The following is a 23230-nucleotide window of genomic DNA, read 5'->3' as shown; positions in this document are numbered from 1 at the left end:
GACCCGTGAAAATAAAAGAATTAACTGTCCTTGCAGGCGTCATCGGTATCGTTCTTATGATGATTCTCCCGATCCCTTCATGGCTGTTGGATATTCTACTTGTCATTAATATATCTATTGCTTTGATGATTCTACTCGTTTCCATGAACACCAAAGAAGCTTTACAGTTCTCTATTTTTCCTTCATTGCTGCTCATTACAACGTTGTTTCGTTTGGCGCTTAACATTTCTACGACCAAACTTATTTTAGGTGAGGGTCATGCAGGCGAAGTGGTTGCTACGTTTGGTAGTTGGATTGCAGGCGGGCAAATTGCTGTCGGTTTTGTTGTCTTTCTCATTCTCGTGGTCGTACAGTTCATTGTTATCACCAAAGGCTCTGAGCGGGTTGCTGAGGTAGGCGCACGGTTTACATTGGATGCGATGCCGGGTAAACAAATGAGTATTGATGCTGATCTGAATGCAGGTCTGATCAATGAGCAACAAGCCCGTGAACGACGCAGTAAAATCGAACGGGAAGCGGATTTTTACGGAGCGATGGATGGCGCGAGTAAATTCGTTAAGGGTGATGCCATCGCCAGTATTATCATTTTGATCATTAACCTGGTCGGCGGCTTTATTATCGGCATGGCCGTTCAGGGAAAAGGATTTCAAGAGGCACTGTCGACTTATTCTGTTCTCACCATCGGTGACGGACTGGTCAGCCAGATTCCCGCACTGCTTATATCCACGGCGTCAGGTTTGATTGTTACGCGAGCTACGTCGGATGGCAACTTGGCAGACGATTTAACCGGACAGCTCTTTTCTTATCCAAAACTGATCTACATTGTGGCTGCCACAATTGCATTATTGGGTCTTTTCACGCCGATTCATATCATTACAACTCTTCCACTGGCGATTCTGCTGTTTTTCGCGGCTCGAAGAATGCAGGGCAATATGGAACGCAAGCAGATAGCCGATGAACAGCTGGAAGAGGAGCAACAAATCGAAGAGGTCCGTAGTCCGGAAAGTGTCATTAATTTGCTTCAGGTAGATCCGATTGAATTTGAGTTTGGATATGGGTTGATTCCGCTGGCCGATACACAGCAGGGCGGAGACTTACTGGATCGGATTATTATGATTCGCCGTCAATGCGCCTTGGAGCTGGGTTTGGTTGTGCCGGTCATTCGTATTCGAGACAACATTCAGCTCAAGCCTAACGAGTATGTAATTAAAATTAAAGGCAATACGGTGGGCGGCGGGGAGCTGCTGTTGAATCATTACCTGGCTATGAGTCCGGGATACGATGACGATTCTATCACAGGCATCGAAACGACAGAACCGGCCTTTGGATTGCCTGCGCTCTGGATTGATGAGAACACCAAGGATGTTGCGGAACTGTCAGGTTATACCGTAGTTGATCCACCTTCAGTTGTAGCTACTCATCTAACGGAGACAATCAAGAAACATGCTCATGAGTTGCTTGGCAGACAGGAAACACGGTCATTGGTCGACAATCTCAAGGAGAATTATCCTGTGCTGGTGGACGACCTTATTCCTTCTGTGCTGGCGATTGGAGATGTACAAAAAGTGCTGGCCAAGCTGTTAAAAGAAAAAATCTCCATTCGCGATATGGTGACTATTTTCGAAACACTGGCTGACTACGGTACTTATACAAAAGATCCGGACGTGCTGACTGAATATGTCCGCCAGGCGTTGTCACGCCAGATCACGCAACAGTTTGCCCAGCAAGGGGAGACATTGCGCGTTATTACCGTGGGACCAGGACTGGAGAAGAAAATTGCTGAAAGCGTGCAACAGTCGGAGCAAGGCAGCTATTTGGCTCTTGATCCGGTGTCAACGCAAACGGTGTATCAAAGGATGATGGAGCAAATCAACCGTCTTATTCAATCTGGACAGCAGCCTATTGTGTTAACGTCACCTACGATACGTATGTATTTGCGGCAAGTAATGGAGCGGACGATGCAGGATGTCCCGGTACTGTCGTACAGTGAGCTGGAGCCGAACGTTGAAATTCAAAGTGTCGGGGTGGTGAACTTATGAGAGTGAAACGATATATAGTGGATACCATGCCAGAAGCCATGCTGCAAATCAGGGGTGACTTAGGAACAGACGCCGTCATTTTAAGTACAAAGGAAATGAAGGTCGGCGGTTTCATGGGAATGTTCAGTAAAAAGAAAATCGAAGTGGTTGCTGCGGTTGAGGAGCAGCAACCTCAAAAGCCTCGGCGGGTTGAACCATCGTCACAACAGCTTGCCCAGGCTGCTTTTCCTATAATGAATGTTTCTGAGCAACCGGAAAAACCAGCGATGCCTGTGGTCCCCAGACAAGCCGCTCCAGAAGCTTACCGACGGGTAACACAGATGACGGGTGGTTCCAAAGAGGGACAAGCTGAATTAACGGTTGATACAGAACAAGCTGCTTCAGTAATAGAGCATTTGTCACCTAGGTCTGCTAATAACCTGGAGACCATGGCTCGAGCACTTGATCATGAAGCATTGCTTTTGAACATGAAATCATCCAATGAGCTGTTTAAACAGCCAATCGAAGTAAGTGTTCCAGACAAAAGCGGAGCAGAGGAAAATCAGGCTTTGCTTAATGAATTGCGGGAAATGAAAGCCATGATGACTCGGTTTTCCCGAAACTCTTCAATGGAAAGTACTTGGCCGGAGCCGCTGAAAGAAATTTGTGAACGTGTGTTGGAACAGGAAGTGGAACGTGATTTACTGGAGTATTGGCTCGAACAGGTATATGTGCGTCGGAGTGAGCATCCTTTTGCGCCTGAAACTTTTGATTGGGAACAAGCCTTTCGTGAGGAAGTGGCCAGTTTTATTCAGACAAGACTGGACAATGGGATCTCCAAAGATACCAAAATTGTGTATGTGGCAGGTCCTACCGGAGTAGGTAAAACGACAACCATTGCCAAGTTGGCAGCGGAGCAGTTGTTTAAGCATCATCGCAAAGTTGGATTTATTACTTCTGACACGTACCGGATTTCAGCCGTCGAGCAACTGCGTACATATGCTACGATTTTGAATGTACCGCTTGAAGTTGTGCAATCTCCCGGTGATGTCCAAAGAGCTATTCAACGTCTGGAACACTGTGACTTGATCCTCATGGATACCGCAGGACGAAATTATCGTAATGAACTACTGGTTTCGGAACTGCAAAGTCTGCTTTCACCTATTAATGAAAGTGAGACGTATCTGGTACTCAGTCTTACATCCAAAAGCAAGGATATGCTCAATATAACTGGACATTTCAGTAAGTTTGGTCTTGGTAAAGTTGTATTTACCAAGATGGACGAGACAGGTAGCTGTGGCGGAATGTTTAATCTTTTGCACCAGTTTCCGATGCAGTTGGCCTATATTACCAATGGACAAAATGTTCCTGACGACCTGCTTCATCCCGATACAGAAATGGTGACAAGCATGCTGCTCGGAGCCAAAGCATCACCAGGAGTTAACGGAGATTCCATATGAGTGACCAAGCCCAATCACTTAGACAAATGGCTTCTGCCTTGGATAAATATCGATTGTCCCCACGTAATCGTCAAGCGAAAATTATAACAATCACCAGTGGTAAAGGCGGGGTGGGCAAATCTAATTTTACGCTGAACTTTGCTCTGGCCCTGCAATCCCTTGGTCGAAAGGTACTTGTGTTTGATGCTGATATCGGTATGGCCAATATTGATGTATTGATGGGGGCCAATTCACAATACAATCTTCTTCACCTGTTAAAACGCGAAAAATCAATTGATGAAATTATTCAAATGGGTATAGGTGGTTTGCCTTATATTGCTGGAGGATCAGGCTTGAGCGAACTGTTTGCGTTATCGGATGACGATCTGAATTATTTTGCCGAAGAAGTAGAGAAAATGGCGGCAGATATGGATTATATTCTATTTGATACAGGTGCAGGTTTATCCAAAGAAAACCTTAAATTCATCACTTCAGCTGACGAATGCATGGTAGTAACAACGCCAGAACCGACGTCCTTAACAGATGCTTATGCGCTAATTAAAGTCGTCAGCGGGTTGCAAAAGGATACGGTATTCAAAATTATAGTCAATCGTGCCGATAACGATAATGAGGCCCGTCAAGTTGCCGATAAGATCGCACTTGTTGCGAAACGCTTTTTGGAGATCGATATCCCGTTGCTTGGACATATCAGTGATGACACTCATGTCATGCAGGCAGTCAAAAGGCAAGTACCTTTTATGGTTGCTTTTCCGGGATGTGCGGCTTCAAGAGATGTATTGAATCTGGCACACCGTTTTGCAGCAATGCCTCAGGTTCCGCAATCAGGTACATTGAGCGGAATTAAAGGGTTTATGCAAAAATGGTTACGGCGTTCTGTACATTGATTTTGATGAGAGGAAACAGAGGTGTTTAACATGTGTGCTTACCGGGTGCTGGTTGTAGATGATTCGGCCTTTATGCGCAAAATTATTACAGATTTAATTGTAAGGGATGAGTCGTTCAACATCGTAGGTACAGCCGCCAATGGCAGAGAGGCTGTAGAGAAAGTGAAGGAATTGCAGCCCGATTTGGTCACCATGGATGTCGAGATGCCTGAAATGAATGGCCTTGAAGCATTGCCATTGATTATGGCAGCCCATCCGCTACCTGTCATTATGCTGTCAGGCATTAATGAACAAGGGATGAAGGAGACCATCATGGCTCTGGAGGCAGGAGCTTTCGATTTTATAAGAAAGCCTTCCATTGCTCATGCGCAAGATATTAAACAGGTGAGCAAGGCACTGCTGGAACAGATGCATACTGCTATGCAAGCAGTGCGCAGCCGCCTGGAGCGTAAGGAAGCTAATGAGCGCAAAGTTGCATTGGAACAAGCGAAAAAAACACCGCTGGAAAAGCCTCCAGGACAGGCTGTGATTGAGAAACGAGCGGGAAGTCAAGCTTCGACAGACAAGACTCCTGTTGTTCCGCTTGCTCCTCCACCTGCTGTATCAGCTCAGCCGAAACGAGATGCTGGCAAGTCCGTCCCGGCAGCAGCCAAGCAGGAAACTAAACGACAGCAGTCAGGAACATCAGCTACGGGTGGTCGTATAGACCAGCCAGCTGCTCAGCCAAGCAAGCCAGTGCAAGCACCTACTGCACAGAAGAAGGAAGACTTGTCTAAGGGTACGGGACGAACGCCGGGGCAACTGAACAGTTCTGATACGGCCACTGGCAAATCGCTGCACGGTAAGGATAAAGCAGGGCTGGTTAAGCCGGAGCCTCGGAAGACGGTAATTCCATCTGCTTCTTCCACTCCTGCGGCTGCTGCGCCTCCAGTAACGGCACCTACAGTTCCGGCCGAACCTAAAGGATTGTCTCTTAAAAAAGGTGTACACACGTCCAGTTTTCGAAAACTGGTGGCGGTCGGATGTTCTACAGGCGGCCCGCGGGCGCTCAAGACGCTGTTGGAGCGCATTCCTGGGGATTTTCCTGCTCCAATCGTTATCGTTCAGCATATGCCGCCCAACTTTACTCGTTCGTTGGCACAACGTCTGAATACGTTGAGTCCACTCCGAGTTGTGGAGGCTGAGCAGGGGATGACGCTGGAGACCGGAACGGCCTACATCGCTCCAGGAGGTTACCAGCTAAGAATTGTGCCAGGAGCTGGTGGTAAATACACCGTGTCGCTGAAGATGGAGGAAGCCCGCAATGGTCACCGTCCTTCTGTGGATACGATGTTCGAATCGTTGCTCTCGTTAACCTCGCTGGAACGGCATCTAGTATTGCTTACTGGAATGGGAAGCGACGGGGCCAAAATGATGAAAAAGCTTTATGATGCTGGGGTACAATCCACATTTGCTGAAAATGAGGAAACTTGTGTAGTGTACGGAATGCCCCGCTCAGCAGTAGAGTTAAAATGTGTGCGTCACCTTCTGCCAATGCAGGAGATCGCCCCCAAGCTTGTACAAGTTGTGAAATAATCGGAGTGTAACTCATGGAGGAGGTGTCTCACAATGGACATGAACCAATATTTAAACATGTTTATTGATGAGTCGAATGATCATCTGCAATCTCTTAACGAAAATATGCTTCAACTGGAAAGCAACCCAACCGATCTAGGCATCGTTCAGGTGATTTTCCGTTCTGCCCATACCCTCAAAGGAATGGCTGCTACGATGGGGTTTGAAGACCTGGCATCGCTCACTCACCAAATGGAAAACGTTCTTGATCTGGTACGTAACAACAAGCTGGCGATGCATGAATTTATATTCGACACCTTATTTAAAGGATTGGATGCTTTGGAGTCCATGGTGCAGCACATTACAGAGGGAGGCGATGGAAAAGCGGATGTCTCCTCTATTGTATCTTCACTGCAATCCATCGTGAGCGGGGATTTCCAAAAGTCCGGCACGAATGCTGTCACTGAGGAGTCTCCATCTAAAAAAGTGGACAAAAACGATAGTGCGGGGCTTGTTTTGGATCAATTCCAGTATTCTGTATTGGAGCAATCTATTTCCGAAGGACATCGTGTTCACTATATACAGGTAACAATCAGCTCAGAGAGCCAGCTGAAGGCGGCACGCGCCTTTATGGTATTTAACACACTGGAAAACTCTGGTGAAATCGTCAAGGCCTATCCATCCGTACAGGATATCGAGCAGGAGAAATTCGAACAAAGCTTCTCGTTATATTACATAACGCAGAAAGAAGTTGGGGAGCTGGAAAAGGAAATCTCGGGTATCTCTGAAATTGACACTGTCTCAGTGGTACAACTGGATCAGGAATCGCTTAAACAAATGAGCGAGGTTACTGCCGGACTGGCTGAAACTGCTGCGGTACAGGAAGCACCTGTTGCCGTGCAACCATCCGCTCCATCCCAGCCGCAGCCTCCAACTGCGGCCTCTGTCGCTAAGCCAGCTGCAGGTAAAGCGCCAGCAGCCAAGGCAGCTGCGCCTACGCATAACCGTACTATTCGCGTAGATATTGAACGTCTGGATGTACTTATGAATTTATTTAGTGAGTTGCTCATTGATCGTGTGCGGTTAGAGCAGTTGGCAAGTGAGGCTTCCAACCCTGCACTGACAGAAACGGTAGAGCACATGAGTCGTGTGAGCAGCGATTTGCAAAACGTCGTTCTTAAATTGCGAATGGTACCAGTAGATACTGTTTTCAACCGTTTCCCGCGTATGGTGCGCGACCTGGCCAAATCGCTGGATAAAAAACTGGATTTGGTTATCACTGGAGCAGAGACTGAAATGGACCGCACTGTTGTCGACGAAATTGGCGATCCTCTGGTGCATTTGCTTCGTAACTCCGTGGATCATGGCATCGAGTCGGTAGCTGACCGGATTGCAGCTGGCAAACCAGAGACAGGAACGGTTCACTTGCGTGCTTTCCATAGCGGAAATAACGTATTTATCGAGATTGAAGATGACGGGAATGGCATTAACCGCGAGAAGGTACTAAACAGTGCTATTTCCAAAGGGATTTTGACAGCAGAGCAGGCAGCCGTTATGACCGACGAGGAGGCCTATCAGGTATTGTTCGCTCCGGGCTTTAGTACAGCTGCGGTCATTTCAGACGTATCAGGACGCGGTGTCGGTTTGGATGTTGTTAAATCCAAAATTACCGCTTTGGGTGGCAATGTTACGGTTCACTCTACATTGGGCCAAGGCACTAATTTCTCTGTACAATTGCCGCTGACCCTATCCATTATTGCAGCCATGATGATACAGATCGGTTCTGAAAAATATGCGATTCCATTGACCTCGATTGTGGAGACTGCGATCGTCAAACGGACGCAAATCCGTTCTGTACATGGCAATAAAATGATTGCTTTCCGCGATTCTCATATCCCGCTTATCTCCTTGAGTCAGCTGTTTGAGGTACCGGACTTCAATGAAGATGAAGAAGAAGAGACAGAGGTCGTGGTCATCCGCAAGGGAGACCGTCTGGCAGCTCTTTCCGTACAAGACTTTTTGGGACAAAGTGAAATTGTCCTTAAAAATCTGGGCAAGTACCTTCCAAACATCCAAGGAATTTCAGGCGCCACGATTCTGGGTGACGGTCAGGTTGCTTTGATCATTGACCCGAATGTTTTCATTAAATAATGTCTTCATTAGAAATGAAAGAAATGTGAAGTTGCTGACATCAATAAGGAGGGTTTTTAGACATGGGAGAAGAAATTAAAGTTATCGTATTTAAGCTTGGTGAAGAGGAATACGGTGTTGAAGTAGAAAAAGTCCAATCTATTGAACGCATGGTGCCGATTACACGGGTTCCAAGAACCTACGATTTTGTTAAAGGCGTATTCAACATGAGAGGCGTAGTCATTCCGGTTATTGATCTTCGTGGCCGTTTTGGATTGCCTGAAGCTGAATATACCGATCAAACCCGAATCATTATCGTTGCAGTGGGCGAGATGCAAGTAGGCTTTATCGTTGATTCAGCGAATGACGTTATTGACCTGAATACAGACAACATTGAGACACCACCGGAAGTGATTGGCGGAGTTAAGGCTAAATACCTTCGCGGAGTTGCTAAAATTGGTGAAGAGCGCCTGTTGATTATGCTGAACTTGTCCGAAGTCCTGAATCGTAGCGAAATGAACCAACTGGAAGGCTTAGAGGATTAACATATGGAGAATCTTGAAAATCTCGAAGACTTCAAGTTGGATGTTTTGAAAGAAGTCGGCAACATCGGCTCGGGGAACGCTGCTACAGCGCTCTCCCGGCTTCTCAATAAACCGGTCGATATGGGTGTTCCCAAAGTACAAATGCTGCCCTTTGAGGAAATTGCCGAGAAAGTCGGCGGAAATGAACAACTTGTTGTTGCAATATTTTTTAGGGTCGAAGGGGAAGCCCCCGGCAATCTATTCTTCATATTACAGCCTCAGGCGGCAAAAGGCTTACTTTCCCGTTTGGCGAGTATCCCTTCGGATGACGAGGACAGCTTTAACGAAATGGAGCATTCAGCCCTGTCGGAGATCGGAAACATTTTAGCAGGCTCATACCTGTCTTCGCTGGCGGATTTCACACGTTTATCCATGTATCCGACGGTCCCTGCGCTAGCTTTGGACATGGCGGGAGCAATTCTCAGCTACGGACTGCTGCAGTTTGGGCAGATGGGGGATGCTGCTTTATTGATTGACACATCGTTTCTGGAAGGGCAGAATCAGATTGAGGGTCAATTTTTCCTGATTCCTGATCCAGAATCGTTCGGGAAAATCTTTAGGTCGTTAGGAGTCCCGATGAACGATGATTGAGGATAAAAGCATCATTAAAGTCGGCATGGCAGACTTAAATGTTACCAGCAACCCGAACTCGATTCGCACGACAGGACTTGGCTCTTGCGTCGGATTGACCCTCTACGATCCTCATTTGAAACTGGCAGGCATGGCACATGTGATGCTACCCTCCTCGGATATTGCACGTGAAGGGCAACTGAATATTGCCAAATACGCCGATACGGCGTTGCCGGAGTTATTTGAGCGGATGTTGAAATTGGGTGCTGAACGACGAAGACTGATTGCCAAAATGGCAGGGGGGGCGCAAATGTTCGCCTTTGCTGGTAGTGGAGACACCATGCGGATTGGTCCGCGCAATGTAGAATCATGCAAGGAAATGCTCGTAGATCTCGGCATTCCTTTGATTGCAGAGGATACGGGTGGCAATTATGGACGAACGATTGAGTTGGACTCTGAAACTGGCGTTTTGAATATTCGAAGCGTACAAAAAGGTGTAAAGGAATTATAAACATGTTATTTGGCAGCTTACGCATTAATCTTTGGTCTGGAGTAGTCGGATATATTCTGACTTTTGTGTTGTCCGTTGGCAGCAATCTGCTGACCACGAGCTTAATTCGTGGCTTGATCGCCTTCGTTTTTTGGTTCCTACTTGCATTTGTGCTGCGCTGGACACTTGGTGTTGTGGCGCGGCCAGATCTGGGGAATGCCCAAAGCCGGGCAAGCTCTCAGGTAGATGGCGTAGGGGGGAATCTGGACCTGACGACACCAGACGAAAATGAAAACCTAAATGAATTGCTGAAACCGAAACCAGAGCAGACGGACGAGGGGAATAATGGTTTCGCACCTTTAAACCCACCTAAGCTGGTTTCCAATAAGGACCCTGAAGAATTGGCCAAGGCCGTTCGTCACCTGACAGACAAATAAGGAGGGTGAAGCCGATGAACGAGCGAAAAGCCGCTCATTTAAACCATTCCGAACTATGGGAGCAATGGAAAGAACACGGTGACAAGGAAGCAAAAAAACAGTTAATTGAAAAGTATCTCCATATTGTGGAGTATGTGTCGGGCCGTCTTGCAGTAGGCTTACCTAAAAATGTATCCAAGGATGATCTGGCGAGTAACGGCGTTATGGGTTTGATTGATGCTTTAGAGAAGTTTGACTATGAGCGTGGTTTACAGTTTGAGACTTATGCTTCTTGGCGTGTTCGCGGAGCGATTTTGGATGGTCTTCGTCAAGGGGACTGGGTTCCTCGTTCAGTTAGGGAAAAAGCGAAGAAAATCGAGGATGCCTACCAGCATTTGGAACAAAGATATTTACGCACGGTAAGCGACGAAGAGATGAGCCATTATTTGGACGTCTCCGAAAAAGAGTTTCAAAATATGATCCAGGAGGTCGCCGTTATGTCGATTGTCTCACTGGAGGACCCGATCCGCGAAGAAGAGTCGGAAACACGGCTTTCCCTTTTAGTGGACGAGAAGGCGAAAAATCCAGATCATAAGGTCAATGAATTTACACTTCGTGATGCCCTTGCACAAGGCATTGATAAATTGACTGAAAAAGAGCGTATCGTTGTTTCTTTATTGTATTACGAGGATTTGTCACTCAGCGAAATTGCTGAGGTCATGTCGCTTTCTCCTTCGCGAATTTCACAGTTGCATTCCAAAGCAATATTACGTCTAAGAGCGACATTGGACAAACAACGGGATTTGCTAATGCGTAAAGATTAACGTACGGGAGGTTACAGTAACAGTTAGACGGAAGGAGCACCCTTGTGGAGAAGCAATATGCTTTGGACCAGTTTTTAAAAGTGGTTGTCTCACCTGACAAACAAACCGCCTACTTGGAGTTTGCCAAACGTGAAGAAGGCTTTGCCTGTTCTGTGGAAGAATTAGAGCGTTTTCTAAGCAACCAAAAAATATCCTACGGCTTAATTACCGATGCAATTCGCACATTTGCGGCAAGTCCGGAAGATCATTTCTTTGGAAAATTACTGATTGCTCAAGGAAAGCAGCCGATCCATGGCACAGACGGAAAAATTAATCTGGCTGATATTGTGACCGGCGAAGATGCACATAAACCGCTTGAAACCGTGGATGGACGGGTGGATTATAAAGAATTAACTCGTTTAAGGAATGTAAAACGTGGACAACTGATTGCCGAACGGGTTGATCCTCTGCCGGGTGTACCGGGTATTGCTGTAACCGGAGAAGAGATTCCTTTTCTTCCAGGTAAAGAGGCGCGTTTTAAAGTTGGAAAAAATGTAGTGATCCATCCGGAAGGCGTTGCGATGTATGCGGCTATTGACGGCTTGGTGACTACGACTGAAAAGGGCAAACTTAATGTATTTCCCGTATATGAAGTGAACGGGGACGTCGATTATAGTGTCGGTAACATTGATTTTGTTGGAACCGTCGTCATTCGTGGGAATGTCTTGACAGGTTTTCGCGTTCGGGCGGCTGGCGACATTCGTGTCATCGGCGGTGTGGAAGGCGCTGAAATTGAGGCGGAAGGTTCAGTGGAAATCAGTGGCGGTATTATCGGATACCATAAGGGATTCGTGAAAGCTGCACAAAATGTGAAATGCTCATTCATACAAGATGGTAACGTGATCGCGGGAAGCGATATACTTGTATCCCAGAGCATCATGCATTCCCAGATCAAAGCGAGTAAGAATGTACTCTGCGAGGGGACAAAAGGGCTCATCGTGGGTGGCAGTGTACAAGCTGGTCAAAAGGTAGTGGCTCGTACCATCGGTAATACGATGTCCACAGTTACCATTATCGAAGTGGGTGTGCTTCCCGAACTGCGCGATGAACTGACAGAACTCCGCGCACGTTTGAAGCAACAGATAGACAGCCAGGATAAAACGAATAAGGCCCTTACCATATTGGATCAGCTTGCTGCCGCCGGACAGCTTGCACCTGAAAGAATGGCTATGCGAATCAAGTTGACATCTACTAAAAAATCTAATGAACAGGAGCTTTTGGAAACCAAGTCCAGAATGCTTGAAATTGAACGAACATTAGAAGATACGAGCCGCGCACGTGTAGAAGTAAAAAATGTGATTTACGGTGGCTCTAAAATAGTTATCGGCAGATATACAAAATTTATTAAAGATTCAGTGGAAAGAATAGCGTTTTATTATCATGAGGGAGACATCAGCATGTCCTCCTTCGTGTAATTCGGCACACTGATAATAATTCAACATTGTATTCCTCGGAAGACAGATACGGATGCCCAATCGGAAAGGGTGTGTTCCAATGAGCTTGAAGGCTGTTGAATTGCAAATTGCTGTACCTCGCACTAGTGAAGCAGGGAAATACCAAAGTGAGTCCCAGCAGCGGCCAATGAATGACCAGGCATTGCTTGGACAAAAGACCGTGCTGGAGACGGAAAACATGCGTCAGCGAAGCAGTGCCGTAGATCAGTCTGCGGAAACATTCGTCGGTGAGCGGCAAACAGGAGAGCAGAGCAGAGATACTTCCCAGCAGAGCCGCTCCCGGTCAGGCGAGACTGAGCTGCCTAGGGAGCATCCGGCAGAGCATCCGTACAAGGGACACCATATTGATTTTTCGCTCTGATCCGACAGGTGGAGAAGCGTTATTAAAGGAGACGATGGGCAGTGGATCAACCATGGATTTATATTGTTCTGCTGGGCACCGCAGCTGTTGTCTACGCCTGGCTTCTGCCTAAGCGTCAGCCAGGCCGGGGAACAGAAGAGGCCGTCGTCCAAAAGGTCGAGGCCACATTGGAGCAATATATGGCCGATATTGAAAATGACAATGACGAGCTGATTGAGCTTGTATCTGGTATGAAGCAGGAGCACGTGGTTAAGCAGGCAGCATTACAGGAGCAAGTAGCTGAGCTTCGGAACCGTATCGTGGAGCTTGAGCGCCAGGCTGTGCTTGCTACTGTCTCTATGCAAACGGAGTCTATATCTAAGGAAATGCACTATACAGGTATTCCTCATCAGGTAGCGGCCGCATGCGGTCAATTTCACGGTTCGCAACCCGGAATGTCTGTACAGGAAGGGTATTCTGAAGCTCCCCACGTAACTGTGGAGGAGCGGACGGCATTGCAAGAGCCTGAAACTGAGCAGGAACCAGAGTCCATCCGTGATCGTTATCAAGAGTTGTTCGCGCTGCATGAGCAGGGCAAGTCCGTGGATTATATAGCCAAGCAATCAGGCATCCAGCGTGGCGAAGTACAGCTCATATTGCAACTCGCGGAACGGGAGGATGTGACGTGATCAAAAACCGTTCATTTATGTTAGGCATGGGTACTGGTCTTATAACGGGGGCACTGCTGCTGCAATTGGCAATAATCGGTCAGGGACAATCTCAGCAATCCTCAACAGACCCGAACAACATGACGCGTGAGCAATTAGTAAAGGCAGCAGCCAAATTAAATCTTGAGATCAGTGACAGTGCTGATCCGAAAATGACAGAAGAGGAATGGCGTAACAAGGTGATCAAGGAAGGCAACAAAACTCCGGTTGCACCCCAAAAGGCTAAACCGGCGCAAACGCCATCAACACCAAAGGTACCTGCAAACAGCACATCCTCGGCTGCTTCTAAACCTTCGACCAGCGCATCCGTACCACAAAGTCCGAATAAGCCGCAAACTCAAGGATCTGATACTACAACCACTCCGGTTATCCCTAAGCAGCCTGCCACCCCACAAGTGCAATATAGCATTGCATCCGGAAGCAACTTGAGAAGTGTGGCATCAGGGTTGCAGCGGGTGGGCGTCGTATCGGATGCTAGTGCATTTGAGGCTGCAGCTAAGGCTCAAAAAATCAATACCAAAATTCGTACCGGTACCTATCAGTTTGCTAAAGGTGAGGATTTCAGTTCTATCATTACTAAAATTACGAAGAAGCCGTCCAACTGACCAGACCGGGAAGTGGACGATTTTTATTTTTTCCTAACAAGTTCGATGGAAGGTGTAAAACGTCACATTTTACGTTGATCCAACTATTGTCGAAAAGTTGGTTGCAACGATGCAAGCGTTATGGTATATTAATTGACGGTGTTAAAAACGCACGTCGGTTAATTTTATAAAGGGTGCTTTCCAATGGAAAGTCTTTATGAAAAATGATGTCGGCGGAGGACACACAAAAAAACCAAACTTAGGAGGTGCGTGAAGATGGCAGTAATCTCCATGAAACAGCTTTTGGAAGCTGGGGTTCACTTTGGTCACCAAACACGTCGCTGGAACCCGAAAATGGATCGTTATATCTTCACTGAAAGAAACGGTATTTACATCATTGACTTGCAAAAGACAGTGAAAAAGGTTGAGGAAGCTTACAACTTCGTAAAAAGCATTGCAGCTGAGAATGGTACAATTCTGTTCGTAGGCACGAAGAAACAAGCACAAGATTCCGTTAAAGAAGAAGCAGCACGCGCTGGTCAATTCTACATTAACCAACGTTGGTTGGGTGGTACGCTGACTAACTTCCAAACGATTCAAAAACGTATTGATCGCTTGAAACAACTGGAAGCTTGGGAAGAAGACGGTACATTCGCTGTTCTTCCTAAAAAAGAAGTTATCATTCTTCGCAAAGAAAAAGATCGTCTTGAGAAATTCTTGGGCGGTATCAAAAATATGAAGGGCCTTCCAAGTGCTCTGTTCATTATTGATCCACGCAAAGAACGTATCGCGGTTGCTGAAGCTCGTAAATTGGGTATCCCAATCGTAGGTATCGTTGATACAAACTGCGATCCAGATGAAATCGACTATGTTATCCCAGGTAATGACGACGCGATCCGCGCTGTTAAATTGCTGACAGGTAAAATGGCTGATGCAGTTATGGAAGCAAACCAAGGCGAAGAAACTACAGCGTAATATTTCCATTAGGAATTACCTATATGAATTAAATGAAAAGGGTGGTTGGCAGGTGTATAACCTCTCACTACCCTTTTTTTAAGGAATAAAGCACGATATACCAATTGAAAATCAAATTTGGAGGGAAATAATATGGCAGTTAATGCTAGCGCAGTAAAAGAGCTTCGTGAAAAAACAGGCGCAGGAATGCTGGATTGTAAAAAAGCGCTTGAAGAAGCAAACGGTGATTTGACAAAAGCGGTTGAAGTTCTGCGTGAAAAAGGACTTGCGGCTGCAGCCAACAAAGCAGGTCGTATTGCTACTGAAGGCGTTGTTGAATCCTACATTCATGCTGGCGGCCGTATCGGCGTACTGGTAGAAGTGAACTGCGAAACAGACTTCGTAGCTAAAACAGACCAGTTCAGAGATTTTGTACGCGACATCGCAATGCATATCGCTGCATCGAACCCTCGTTATGTTCGTCGTGAAGAAGTGCCACAGGAAGAGCTCGAAAAAGAAAAAGAAATCCTGAAAGCACAAGCGTTGAACGAAGGTAAACCAGAAAAAATCGTTGAAAAAATGGTTGAAGGCCGCATCGGTAAGTTCTATGAAGAGTTCTGCTTGTTGGAACAATCTTTCATCAAAGATCCGGACAAAACGATCTCTACGCTTATCAACGAAAAAATCAGTACAATTGGCGAAAACATCTCCCTGCGTCGCTTTGTTCGTTTTGAACTGGGTGAAGGTCTGGAGAAAAAAGAAGACAACTTCTACGAAGAAGTTATGTCTCAAGTGAAACAATAATTACCAACGAACGGTAATTGCATATGAAAAAACGGGAATGGAACACATCAGTGTTCCTTTTCTTGCAACAGGACACCTATCCTGTTACATAAAGTATAAATGATATTGGAGGGTGATCATTTGGAAAAACCTGTGTTTAAGCGTGTTGTCCTGAAAGTTAGTGGAGAGTCGCTGTCAGGTCCTAACGGTTACGGTATTGACGCGGATACGATTGCGTCGATTGCTGAGCAAGTCAAGGACGTGGTGGAACTGGGAGTAGAAGTTGCTATCGTGTGCGGAGGCGGTAATATCTGGCGTGGTATTGCTGGAAGTGCCAACGGAATTGACCGGGCAACGGCAGATTACATGGGGATGCTGGCAACGGTGATGAACTCACTGGCCTTACAGGATGCTTTGGAACAAATTGAAGTGCCTACGCGTGTGCAAACATCTATCGCGATGCAACAGATTGCAGAACCTTACATCCGCCGTAGAGCTATCCGCCATCTGGAAAAAGGTCGGGTTGTTATTTTTGCGGCAGGTACAGGGAATCCATTCTTCTCGACTGATACTACGGCTGCTTTGCGAGCTGCTGAGATTGAAGCAGAAGTGATTCTGATGGCTAAAAATAAAGTGGATGGCGTATATTCCGCTGATCCGTTTAAAGATAGCACAGCCGAGAAATATGAGCAGCTTACGTATTTGGATGTGCTCAACAAAAATCTCGGTGTCATGGATTCTACAGCTTCCTCGCTGTGCATGGATAACAATATTCCGTTGATTGTCTTTGCTATTACAGAGCAAGGTAACATTAAACGTGTCGTGCTGGGTGAAAAAATTGGTACGATCGTCAAAGGGAGTGTAAATTAATGCCACAATCTGTGAAAAAGAGTGCTGAAGAGCGCATGCAAAAAGCAATCCAGGCATTGCAACGTGATCTTGCATCTTTGCGTGCAGGACGGGCAACACCAGCTTTACTGGACCGTGTGCAGGTTGAGTATTATGGAGCAATGACTCCAGTCAATCAGTTGGCGAATGTCAATACACCTGACAGTCGGACCTTGATGATTCAGCCTTGGGACAAATCTTCCTTGGCCGATATCGAGCGCGCTATCCAAAAATCCGATTTAGGTTTGACGCCTTCAAATGATGGTAACACCATTCGTCTGAGCATTCCAGCTTTGACGGAAGAGCGCAGAACTGACTTGGTGAAGCTGACGAAAAAGAACGGTGAAGAAGCGAAGATCGCTATTCGTAACATTCGTCGTGATGCAAATGATGATATCAAAAAAATGGAAAAAAGTGATATTTCCGAGGACGAATCTCGTAAACATCAGGAAGATATCCAGAAAACGACTGATAAATTTATCGCTGAAGTAGATAAAGTTTTAGCTGCAAAAGAAAAAGAAATTATGGAAGTTTAAAAGATTGGCAGCCCCTCCCTTATGGTGGGGTTTGTCTCTTTTCAAGCCTGAGGCACATTTTCAGAGAATGCTGGAGGAACTGGAATGATCAAACGGGTTCGGTCTTGGTGGAACGGGGAACAAAAACAGCAAACACCGGCCATTTCAAAAGACAATATTCCGCAGCATGTTGCTGTCATCATGGATGGGAACGGCAGATGGGCCAAACGGATTGGAATGCCGCGGATTGTAGGGCATCAAAATGGAATGAAGGCAGTGAAACGCACAGCAATTGCGGCGGATGAACTGGGCATTAAGTATTTGACTTTGTTTGCTTTTTCAACTGAAAATTGGACGCGTCCAAAGGACGAAGTTGATTTTCTAATGCGGTTGCCGCAAGAATTTTTGGCAATTGAGCTAGATGAGCTGATTGAAAAAAATGTGCAGGTGCGTATGATGGGGAACAAGGAGCATTTACCTTCTCATACCGTTGAAGCGCTGACTGAAGCGACTCGGCGAACTGAAAATAATACCGGACTTGTTCTTAATTTTGCATTAAATTATGGCAGTCGGTTGGAAATCACAGAATGCATGCAAACATTAGGCCGTCAAATTGAGGCTGGAAAGCTTAAAACGGAAGATATAACATCTGAGCTGATCGGAAACACGTTGCTTTCTAGTGGTATGCCAGACCCTGATTTATTGATTCGAACAAGCGGGGAGCTTAGACTCAGTAATTTTATGCTCTGGCAGCTTGCCTACAGTGAGTTGTGGTTTACTGATATTTATTGGCCTGAGTTTAAGAAAGAACACTTATACGAAGCGGTGATCGAATATCAGCAAAGATCACGACGGTATGGCGGACTGAAGTAAATGGAGGATGAAAGCCGTTGAGACAGAGATTAATTACCGGTATTCTGGCAGGCATATTCTTTTTGGCGATGGTCCTGTGGGGCGGCTTGGCCTACCATTTGCTTATATTGGTGATGGCCCTAATCGGATTTTATGAGTTCTCACGAATGACGCAGGTACCTCCTTTTGGAGGTACAGCAATACTTGGCTACGTAAGCATATTAGCTTTTGTATTCCCGTATCAACCTTTGGGTTTGCACTCACCATTACCCTTTGCCAGTATGCTTTGGCTGGTAATGATAGCTTTTATGATCATCACGGTAGGAACGAAAAATAAAATACCGATTCAAACGGTAGCCATACTATTTCTTGGTACCGTTTATATAGGATTTGGATTTTCGTATATTGCTGAATCACGTCATATGGAACATGGACTTTTATGGACTTTTTTGTTATTGGCTTGTATTTGGGCAAGTGATGCAGGAGCATATTTTGTAGGCAAAATGGCAGGAAAGACGAAGCTATGGCCTGCGATCAGTCCAAACAAAACGGTCGAAGGATCCATTGGCGGAATTATTTTAGCGCTGGTTATAGCTCTGGTGTTCGCTGGATTGTCAGGAGGACTGCTGCCATGGGGCAAAGCCTTCGGTATCGGTTTGTCATGTGCGGTTGTAGGGCAACTGGGCGATTTGGTACAATCTGCATACAAACGAGTGTACGGCATTAAAGATTCCGGTAATCTGCTGCCAGGGCACGGTGGTATCCTAGACCGCTGCGACAGCTGGATTGTCGTTTTTCCATTTGTCCATATGCTGATGCTGCTTCCATGAATTTTGCCTGGTGATACAGTTTATGATCAGGATTAATCTCTATGCTGCTCACACTGTGCCATTAAAAAGGATGAAACTAGTAGCATAGCTGCCTGAACAACAAACAATGAGCTCCTGATAATAGTGATTTTCAGGATAGGAAGGTGCATCATGAAAAGAATTACGGTACTTGGTTCAACCGGATCTATTGGAACCCAAACGCTGGATGTGGTGTCCATGCACCCGGATCAGTTTACTGTTGAGGCTTTAGCGGGTGGTTCTAATATAAAGTTACTTGCTGAGCAGGCGCATCTCTATCAACCCCAAAAAGTGTCTGTCGGTACTCGACAGCTGGCAGATGAAATTCGTCCTTTACTACCTTCTGGAATGGAACTGCATTGGGGAAATGAAGGACTCGTTGAGCTGGCTGCGAATACTGAGGCGGATATGGTTGTGACGGCTGTAATGGGCAGTGTCGGATTGCACTCCACGCTAGCCGCGATTGAGGCTGGAAAACAGATCGGTTTGGCCAATAAGGAAACACTGGTTACTGCTGGTCACCTGGTCACAGCGCGGGCTCGGGCGAAAGGAGTGCCGTTGCTGCCGATTGACAGTGAACATTCAGCTATTTTCCAATGCTTGAATGGTGAGCGTATGAAAGATGTGGCACATATTACCCTCACAGCATCAGGCGGTTCTTTTCGAGATTTGACAAGAGAACAGCTGCGGGAAGTTACCGTGGAAGATGCACTCAAGCATCCTAATTGGTCAATGGGGGCTAAAATTACGATTGATTCAGCAACGATGGTAAACAAAGGGCTGGAAGTCATTGAGGCGCATTGGCTGTTTGGACTTGACTATGAGCAGATTCATGTGTTGCTTCATCCAGAAAGCATTATTCATTCCTATGTTGAGTTTCAGGATACAAGCATTGTTGCTCAACTTGGGAACCCGGATATGAGAGTACCCATTCAATATGCATTGACTTACCCTGAGCGGATGAAATCCCCAGCGAAGCCGCTGTCACTTGCTGAGGTGGGCAGACTCCATTTTAAGGAAATGGATTTTAATCGTTTTCCTTGTTTAAGGCTTGCCTTCGAATGTGGTAAAATGGGTGGTACAGCACCGACCGCATTTAATGCAGCTAATGAGATTGCTGTTGCTCGTTTCCTGCGTGGAGAAATTTCTTTTCTGCATATTGAAGCGATCATTGAACATGTGCTGGAGCGACATATCAATGTGGCTGATCCCGATCTGTCTGCGATTGAAGCCTGTGACCGAGAGACTCGTAGCATAGCTGCGGGGTTGTAGGCTAATGTTGGGGTCAAGAAACGAAATGTGATTCTCTTGTGCGGGGTCGGAGAATAATGATAATCTAGGAAGACAAACTCGATCTCATTGAAAGGGGAACGGAAACGATTGGAAACGATTCAAATAGTGTTGATGACGGTGCTCATGTTTTTCGTCATAGTGACGGTGCATGAATGGGGGCATTATTATTTTGCCAAACGCGCCGGGATTCTGGTACGGGAGTTTGCGATCGGTTTCGGTCCGAAACTGTTTTCTTATAAAAGAAACGAGACGCGATTTACGCTGCGTTTGTTGCCGTTCGGTGGTTTTGCCCGCATGGCGGGAGAGGATCCGGAGGTCAATGAAATTGAGACCGGACAAACGATTGCTGTACGCGTAACGGATGGCGTCGTTAAAACCATTTATCTGGACCAACTGGATAACCGCAAGAATGTAGTGCGCGGCGAAGTGTTGGATATTGATCTGGAGCAGGCGCTAACTGTAAAATTGGATGTGGATGGCGAAGATCAGCAATACACTGTACACCCGCAAGCGATGATGGTAACCAAAGGACAATCCATTCAAATTGCACCAAAGGATCGACAGTATGGGAGTAAAACAGTAGGACAGCGTGCGATGGCTATTTTTGCTGGACCACTGATGAATTTTATTCTTGCCTTTATTCTGTTTGGTCTGCATATCCAGATGGTCGGCATACAAGTGGACAACCCGACTTATGTCCAAATTAGTGAAATTACAGCAGGTATGCCTGCTGCTGAAGCTGATTTGCATAAGGGAGATATCATCGAATCGGTGAATGGAATTGCCATTGGTTCGAATGTTGAAAACATGATCAAACTGATTGCGGATTCTCAAGACAAGCCGATGAAGTGGACGGTTCGCCGTGATAATAAGACCTTTGATCTTACTATTACACCTCGTGCAATGGAAGGACAAAAGGGTGGCAAGGTGGGCATTGTACCTGAACTCCCAAAACGCCAAGCAGGTGTGGGAGAAACGTTCAAATTTGCCGGACAATCCATGGTCAGAACGACCGATATTATTTTCCAAGGATTTAGCCAGCTCATTCAACGTTTTTCTATCAATGACCTGGGAGGCCCGGTACGTACTTTTGAAGTGACGGGACAAATTGCCAAGCAGGGTATTGAGCAGTTGACGTATTGGACTGCTATAATGAGTCTTTATCTGGGAATATTTAATCTATTGCCTATTCCGGCGCTGGATGGAAGCAGACTTGTTTTCCTTGGTGTGGAGGCGGTAAGAGGACGTCCCGTTGATCCGAGCAGGGAAGGAATGGTCCATTTCGTTGGTTTTGCTATGCTATTCCTGCTTATGATTGCGGTCACGTATAATGATATTTTACGCTTAATTAATGGTTAATTAGAGACGGACTTATATAAAACCGGTCTGTATGGGAGGACATGCATTTCTATGTCGAACGATAAACAGTTTGTCGAGGAAATTACGCCGCAGAGCGAAGATTTTTCCCGATGGTATATTGATGTTATTAAAAAAGCAGAACTGATGGATTATTCCCCGGTTCGTGGGTGTATTGTATTCCGTCCCGATGGTTTTGAAATTTGGGAGCATATCAAGGAAGCCATGGACGTGCGTTTCAGAGAAACGGGACACCGTAATGCCTATTTTCCAATGTTCATTCCCGAAAGCTTTTTTCAAAAGGAAAAAGAGCATGTCGAAGGCTTTAATCCTGAGCTACCTTGGGTAACCGAGGCTGGCGGGGAAAAACTGGAAGAGCGTCTTGCAATACGTCCAACCTCGGAAACCATGATTGGTCATATGTACTCCAAATGGATTCAATCTTATCGTGATCTGCCTGTGCTTATTAACCAATGGGCTAACGTGGTGCGTTGGGAAAAACGCACGCTGCCTTTCTTGCGTACAAGTGAATTTTTGTGGCAAGAAGGTCACACAGCACATGAAACAGAAGAAGAAGCACGCGAAGAAACGATGAAAATGCTGGAAGTTTACCGTGAGGTCATCGAGGAAGTTCTAGCTATTCCGGTTATTACTGGACAAAAAACACCTTCTGAAAAATTTGCAGGTGCGAAGGATACATTTTCACTGGAAGCGATGATGAAGGATGGACGGGCGGTACAAGCCGGGACTTCTCACTATATGGGGACTAACTTTGCCGTTGCCTTTGACATTAAATATTTGAGCCGTGAAAACAACCTGGAATTCGCGCATACGACTTCCTGGGGAACAAGTACACGTTTGATCGGTGCACTGATTATGGTCCATGGAGATGACCGTGGCCTGGCATTGCCTCCTAAAGTTGCGCCTACGCAGGTTATTATGGTTCCAATTGGACCACCTAAGAAGCGTGACGCAGTTATCGCCCGTGCAGATGAACTGTTTGCTGAGTTGAAACAAGCAGGTGTGCGTGTGAAAATGGACGACCGCAGCGATGTGAGTCCAGGCTGGAAATTTAACGAATATGAAATGCGCGGTGTACCGGTTCGCCTGGAGATCGGACCTCGTGATATGGAAAACGGTGTCTGTGTGCTCGTATCCCGTATCAGCGGTGAGAAAAAAATTGTACAGCAAGACAATCTGGTTGAAGAAGTCCACGCGATGCTCGCACAGGTACAGCAGGAAATGTTTGATCGTGCGAAGAGTTTCATGGAAGAAAACTTCTATTCCGTCGATACGCTGGATGAAATGAAGACACTTATGGAAGAAAAACGTGGCTTTACTTTGGCAGGTTGGTGTGGATCTGAAGAATGTGAAGATAAAGTTAAAGAAGTGACAGGCGCTACAAGCCGTAACATACCGTTTAAAACAACCGAGCAAAAGACCACATGTCTGTGCTGTGGCAAACCAGCCAAGCATACAGTAGTGTTCGCGCGGGCGTACTAATAAAGAAGTAGGGCAACACCATTATACTCACTTCATTCTCTTCGCCAACAGGATAGCTGTTACGGGACAATGTTCCGAAGGATCTATGTTGTTGTGAGGAGGATTGAAGAGGGCTACGAAAAGCTTTTGCGGTCGGAGATGTTTTAGACGCAGAAGCTTTTCA

General features: G+C 46.2%; 23 protein-coding genes. All 23 read left to right on the top strand.

What is annotated here, in order from left to right; genetic code table 11:
* The first annotated feature begins 5 nt into the window (after nucleotides 1–5).
* The 23 genes from flhA to proS all read left to right on the top strand — a co-directional run bounded on the left by flhA (nucleotide 6) and on the right by proS (nucleotide 23067).
* Nucleotides 6–2039, top strand: coding sequence for a flagellar biosynthesis protein FlhA (gene flhA, locus AC6EJC_RS18035; RefSeq protein ID WP_444955149.1), 2034 nt, complete (start codon nucleotides 6–8; stop codon nucleotides 2037–2039).
* Complete coding sequence (flhF, locus tag AC6EJC_RS18030) at nucleotides 2036–3478, top strand: flagellar biosynthesis GTPase FlhF (protein WP_444955148.1); 1443 nt, start codon at nucleotides 2036–2038, stop codon at nucleotides 3476–3478. The genes flhA and flhF overlap by 4 nt, the downstream gene beginning before the upstream one ends.
* Nucleotides 3475–4362 carry a MinD/ParA family protein gene (locus AC6EJC_RS18025; RefSeq protein WP_444955147.1) on the top strand — a complete coding sequence of 296 codons (888 nt, stop codon included), beginning with the start codon at nucleotides 3475–3477 and terminating at the stop codon, nucleotides 4360–4362. Before flhF ends, AC6EJC_RS18025 begins: the two co-directional genes overlap by 4 nt.
* A gap of 30 nt (nucleotides 4363–4392) precedes the next feature.
* Nucleotides 4393–5937 carry a chemotaxis-specific protein-glutamate methyltransferase CheB gene (gene cheB, locus AC6EJC_RS18020; RefSeq protein ID WP_444955178.1) on the top strand — a complete coding sequence of 515 codons (1545 nt, stop codon included), beginning with the start codon at nucleotides 4393–4395 and terminating at the stop codon, nucleotides 5935–5937.
* Nucleotides 5938–5970: 33 nt separating this feature from the next.
* On the top strand, nucleotides 5971–8067 hold the full coding sequence (locus tag AC6EJC_RS18015) for a chemotaxis protein CheW (RefSeq protein WP_444955146.1): 2097 nt from the start codon (nucleotides 5971–5973) through the stop codon (nucleotides 8065–8067).
* Between the two features lie 62 nt (nucleotides 8068–8129).
* Nucleotides 8130–8591: a chemotaxis protein CheW gene (locus tag AC6EJC_RS18010; protein ID WP_007430046.1), complete on the top strand. Its 462-nt coding sequence runs from the start codon at nucleotides 8130–8132 to the stop codon at nucleotides 8589–8591.
* A gap of 3 nt (nucleotides 8592–8594) precedes the next feature.
* Nucleotides 8595–9221: a chemotaxis protein CheC gene (locus AC6EJC_RS18005; protein WP_444955145.1), complete on the top strand. Its 627-nt coding sequence runs from the start codon at nucleotides 8595–8597 to the stop codon at nucleotides 9219–9221.
* Nucleotides 9214–9711, top strand: coding sequence for a chemotaxis protein CheD (locus AC6EJC_RS18000; RefSeq protein WP_010346358.1), 498 nt, complete (start codon nucleotides 9214–9216; stop codon nucleotides 9709–9711). The genes AC6EJC_RS18005 and AC6EJC_RS18000 overlap by 8 nt, the downstream gene beginning before the upstream one ends.
* A 2-nt stretch (nucleotides 9712–9713) precedes the next feature.
* Nucleotides 9714–10127: a hypothetical protein gene (locus AC6EJC_RS17995; protein WP_444955144.1), complete on the top strand. Its 414-nt coding sequence runs from the start codon at nucleotides 9714–9716 to the stop codon at nucleotides 10125–10127.
* 14 nt (nucleotides 10128–10141) lie between these two features.
* Nucleotides 10142–10930 carry a FliA/WhiG family RNA polymerase sigma factor gene (locus AC6EJC_RS17990; RefSeq protein WP_013309911.1) on the top strand — a complete coding sequence of 263 codons (789 nt, stop codon included), beginning with the start codon at nucleotides 10142–10144 and terminating at the stop codon, nucleotides 10928–10930.
* Between the two features lie 44 nt (nucleotides 10931–10974).
* The gene (locus tag AC6EJC_RS17985; RefSeq protein WP_444955143.1) at nucleotides 10975–12384 is read left to right on the top strand and encodes a flagellar assembly protein A; all 1410 of its coding nucleotides are present in this window, start codon (nucleotides 10975–10977) and stop codon (nucleotides 12382–12384) included.
* 79 nt (nucleotides 12385–12463) lie between these two features.
* Entirely contained in the window at nucleotides 12464–12784 is a 321-nt protein-coding gene (locus AC6EJC_RS17980; protein WP_444955142.1) for a hypothetical protein, read from the top strand.
* Nucleotides 12785–12825: 41 nt separating this feature from the next.
* On the top strand, nucleotides 12826–13452 hold the full coding sequence (locus AC6EJC_RS17975; RefSeq protein ID WP_444955141.1) for a DUF6115 domain-containing protein: 627 nt from the start codon (nucleotides 12826–12828) through the stop codon (nucleotides 13450–13452).
* Complete coding sequence (locus AC6EJC_RS17970; protein ID WP_444955140.1) at nucleotides 13449–14096, top strand: endolytic transglycosylase MltG; 648 nt, start codon at nucleotides 13449–13451, stop codon at nucleotides 14094–14096. The genes AC6EJC_RS17975 and AC6EJC_RS17970 overlap by 4 nt, the downstream gene beginning before the upstream one ends.
* A 255-nt stretch (nucleotides 14097–14351) precedes the next feature.
* Entirely contained in the window at nucleotides 14352–15050 is a 699-nt protein-coding gene (gene rpsB, locus AC6EJC_RS17965) for a 30S ribosomal protein S2 (RefSeq protein ID WP_013309916.1), read from the top strand.
* Between the two features lie 132 nt (nucleotides 15051–15182).
* Nucleotides 15183–15833 (top strand): translation elongation factor Ts, encoded by a 651-nt coding sequence (gene tsf / locus AC6EJC_RS17960; RefSeq protein ID WP_444955139.1) that lies wholly within the window; start codon nucleotides 15183–15185, stop codon nucleotides 15831–15833.
* A 120-nt stretch (nucleotides 15834–15953) separates the two neighbouring features.
* Nucleotides 15954–16682, top strand: coding sequence for a UMP kinase (pyrH, locus tag AC6EJC_RS17955; protein WP_013309918.1), 729 nt, complete (start codon nucleotides 15954–15956; stop codon nucleotides 16680–16682).
* Nucleotides 16682–17236 (top strand): ribosome recycling factor, encoded by a 555-nt coding sequence (frr, locus tag AC6EJC_RS17950; protein WP_444955138.1) that lies wholly within the window; start codon nucleotides 16682–16684, stop codon nucleotides 17234–17236. Before pyrH ends, frr begins: the two co-directional genes overlap by 1 nt.
* 84 nt (nucleotides 17237–17320) lie before the next feature.
* Complete coding sequence (gene uppS, locus AC6EJC_RS17945) at nucleotides 17321–18088, top strand: undecaprenyl pyrophosphate synthase (protein WP_444955137.1); 768 nt, start codon at nucleotides 17321–17323, stop codon at nucleotides 18086–18088.
* Nucleotides 18089–18105: 17 nt separating this feature from the next.
* Entirely contained in the window at nucleotides 18106–18897 is a 792-nt protein-coding gene (locus AC6EJC_RS17940) for a phosphatidate cytidylyltransferase (protein WP_444955136.1), read from the top strand.
* 150 nt (nucleotides 18898–19047) lie between these two features.
* On the top strand, nucleotides 19048–20187 hold the full coding sequence (locus AC6EJC_RS17935) for a 1-deoxy-D-xylulose-5-phosphate reductoisomerase (RefSeq protein WP_444955135.1): 1140 nt from the start codon (nucleotides 19048–19050) through the stop codon (nucleotides 20185–20187).
* A gap of 108 nt (nucleotides 20188–20295) precedes the next feature.
* Entirely contained in the window at nucleotides 20296–21567 is a 1272-nt protein-coding gene (gene rseP, locus AC6EJC_RS17930; RefSeq protein ID WP_444955134.1) for an RIP metalloprotease RseP, read from the top strand.
* Nucleotides 21568–21618: 51 nt separating this feature from the next.
* Nucleotides 21619–23067 carry a proline--tRNA ligase gene (gene proS / locus AC6EJC_RS17925; RefSeq protein WP_444955133.1) on the top strand — a complete coding sequence of 483 codons (1449 nt, stop codon included), beginning with the start codon at nucleotides 21619–21621 and terminating at the stop codon, nucleotides 23065–23067.
* Nucleotides 23068–23230 lie beyond the last annotated feature (163 nt).

It is taken from the genome of Paenibacillus sp. TY11, assembly GCF_059772165.1.
This window is presented reverse-complemented; position numbering and strand designations above follow the sequence as displayed.

Bases quoted from the DNA above. Each gene is read 5' to 3' on its own strand.
- flhF (WP_444955148.1), top strand. From the start codon at position 2,036: ATGAGAGTGAAACGATATATAGTGGATACCATGCCAGAAGCCATGCTG.
- AC6EJC_RS18025 (WP_444955147.1), top strand. From the start codon at position 3,475: ATGAGTGACCAAGCCCAATCACTTAGACAAATGGCTTCTGCCTTGGAT.
- cheB (WP_444955178.1), top strand. From the start codon at position 4,393: ATGTGTGCTTACCGGGTGCTGGTTGTAGATGATTCGGCCTTTATGCGC.
- AC6EJC_RS18015 (WP_444955146.1), top strand. From the start codon at position 5,971: ATGGACATGAACCAATATTTAAACATGTTTATTGATGAGTCGAATGAT.
- AC6EJC_RS18010 (WP_007430046.1), top strand. From the start codon at position 8,130: ATGGGAGAAGAAATTAAAGTTATCGTATTTAAGCTTGGTGAAGAGGAA.
- AC6EJC_RS18005 (WP_444955145.1), top strand. From the start codon at position 8,595: ATGGAGAATCTTGAAAATCTCGAAGACTTCAAGTTGGATGTTTTGAAA.
- AC6EJC_RS18000 (WP_010346358.1), top strand. From the start codon at position 9,214: ATGATTGAGGATAAAAGCATCATTAAAGTCGGCATGGCAGACTTAAAT.
- AC6EJC_RS17995 (WP_444955144.1), top strand. From the start codon at position 9,714: ATGTTATTTGGCAGCTTACGCATTAATCTTTGGTCTGGAGTAGTCGGA.
- AC6EJC_RS17990 (WP_013309911.1), top strand. From the start codon at position 10,142: ATGAACGAGCGAAAAGCCGCTCATTTAAACCATTCCGAACTATGGGAG.
- AC6EJC_RS17980 (WP_444955142.1), top strand. From the start codon at position 12,464: ATGAGCTTGAAGGCTGTTGAATTGCAAATTGCTGTACCTCGCACTAGT.
- rpsB (WP_013309916.1), top strand. From the start codon at position 14,352: ATGGCAGTAATCTCCATGAAACAGCTTTTGGAAGCTGGGGTTCACTTT.
- tsf (WP_444955139.1), top strand. From the start codon at position 15,183: ATGGCAGTTAATGCTAGCGCAGTAAAAGAGCTTCGTGAAAAAACAGGC.
- frr (WP_444955138.1), top strand. From the start codon at position 16,682: ATGCCACAATCTGTGAAAAAGAGTGCTGAAGAGCGCATGCAAAAAGCA.
- uppS (WP_444955137.1), top strand. From the start codon at position 17,321: ATGATCAAACGGGTTCGGTCTTGGTGGAACGGGGAACAAAAACAGCAA.
- AC6EJC_RS17935 (WP_444955135.1), top strand. From the start codon at position 19,048: ATGAAAAGAATTACGGTACTTGGTTCAACCGGATCTATTGGAACCCAA.
- proS (WP_444955133.1), top strand. From the start codon at position 21,619: ATGTCGAACGATAAACAGTTTGTCGAGGAAATTACGCCGCAGAGCGAA.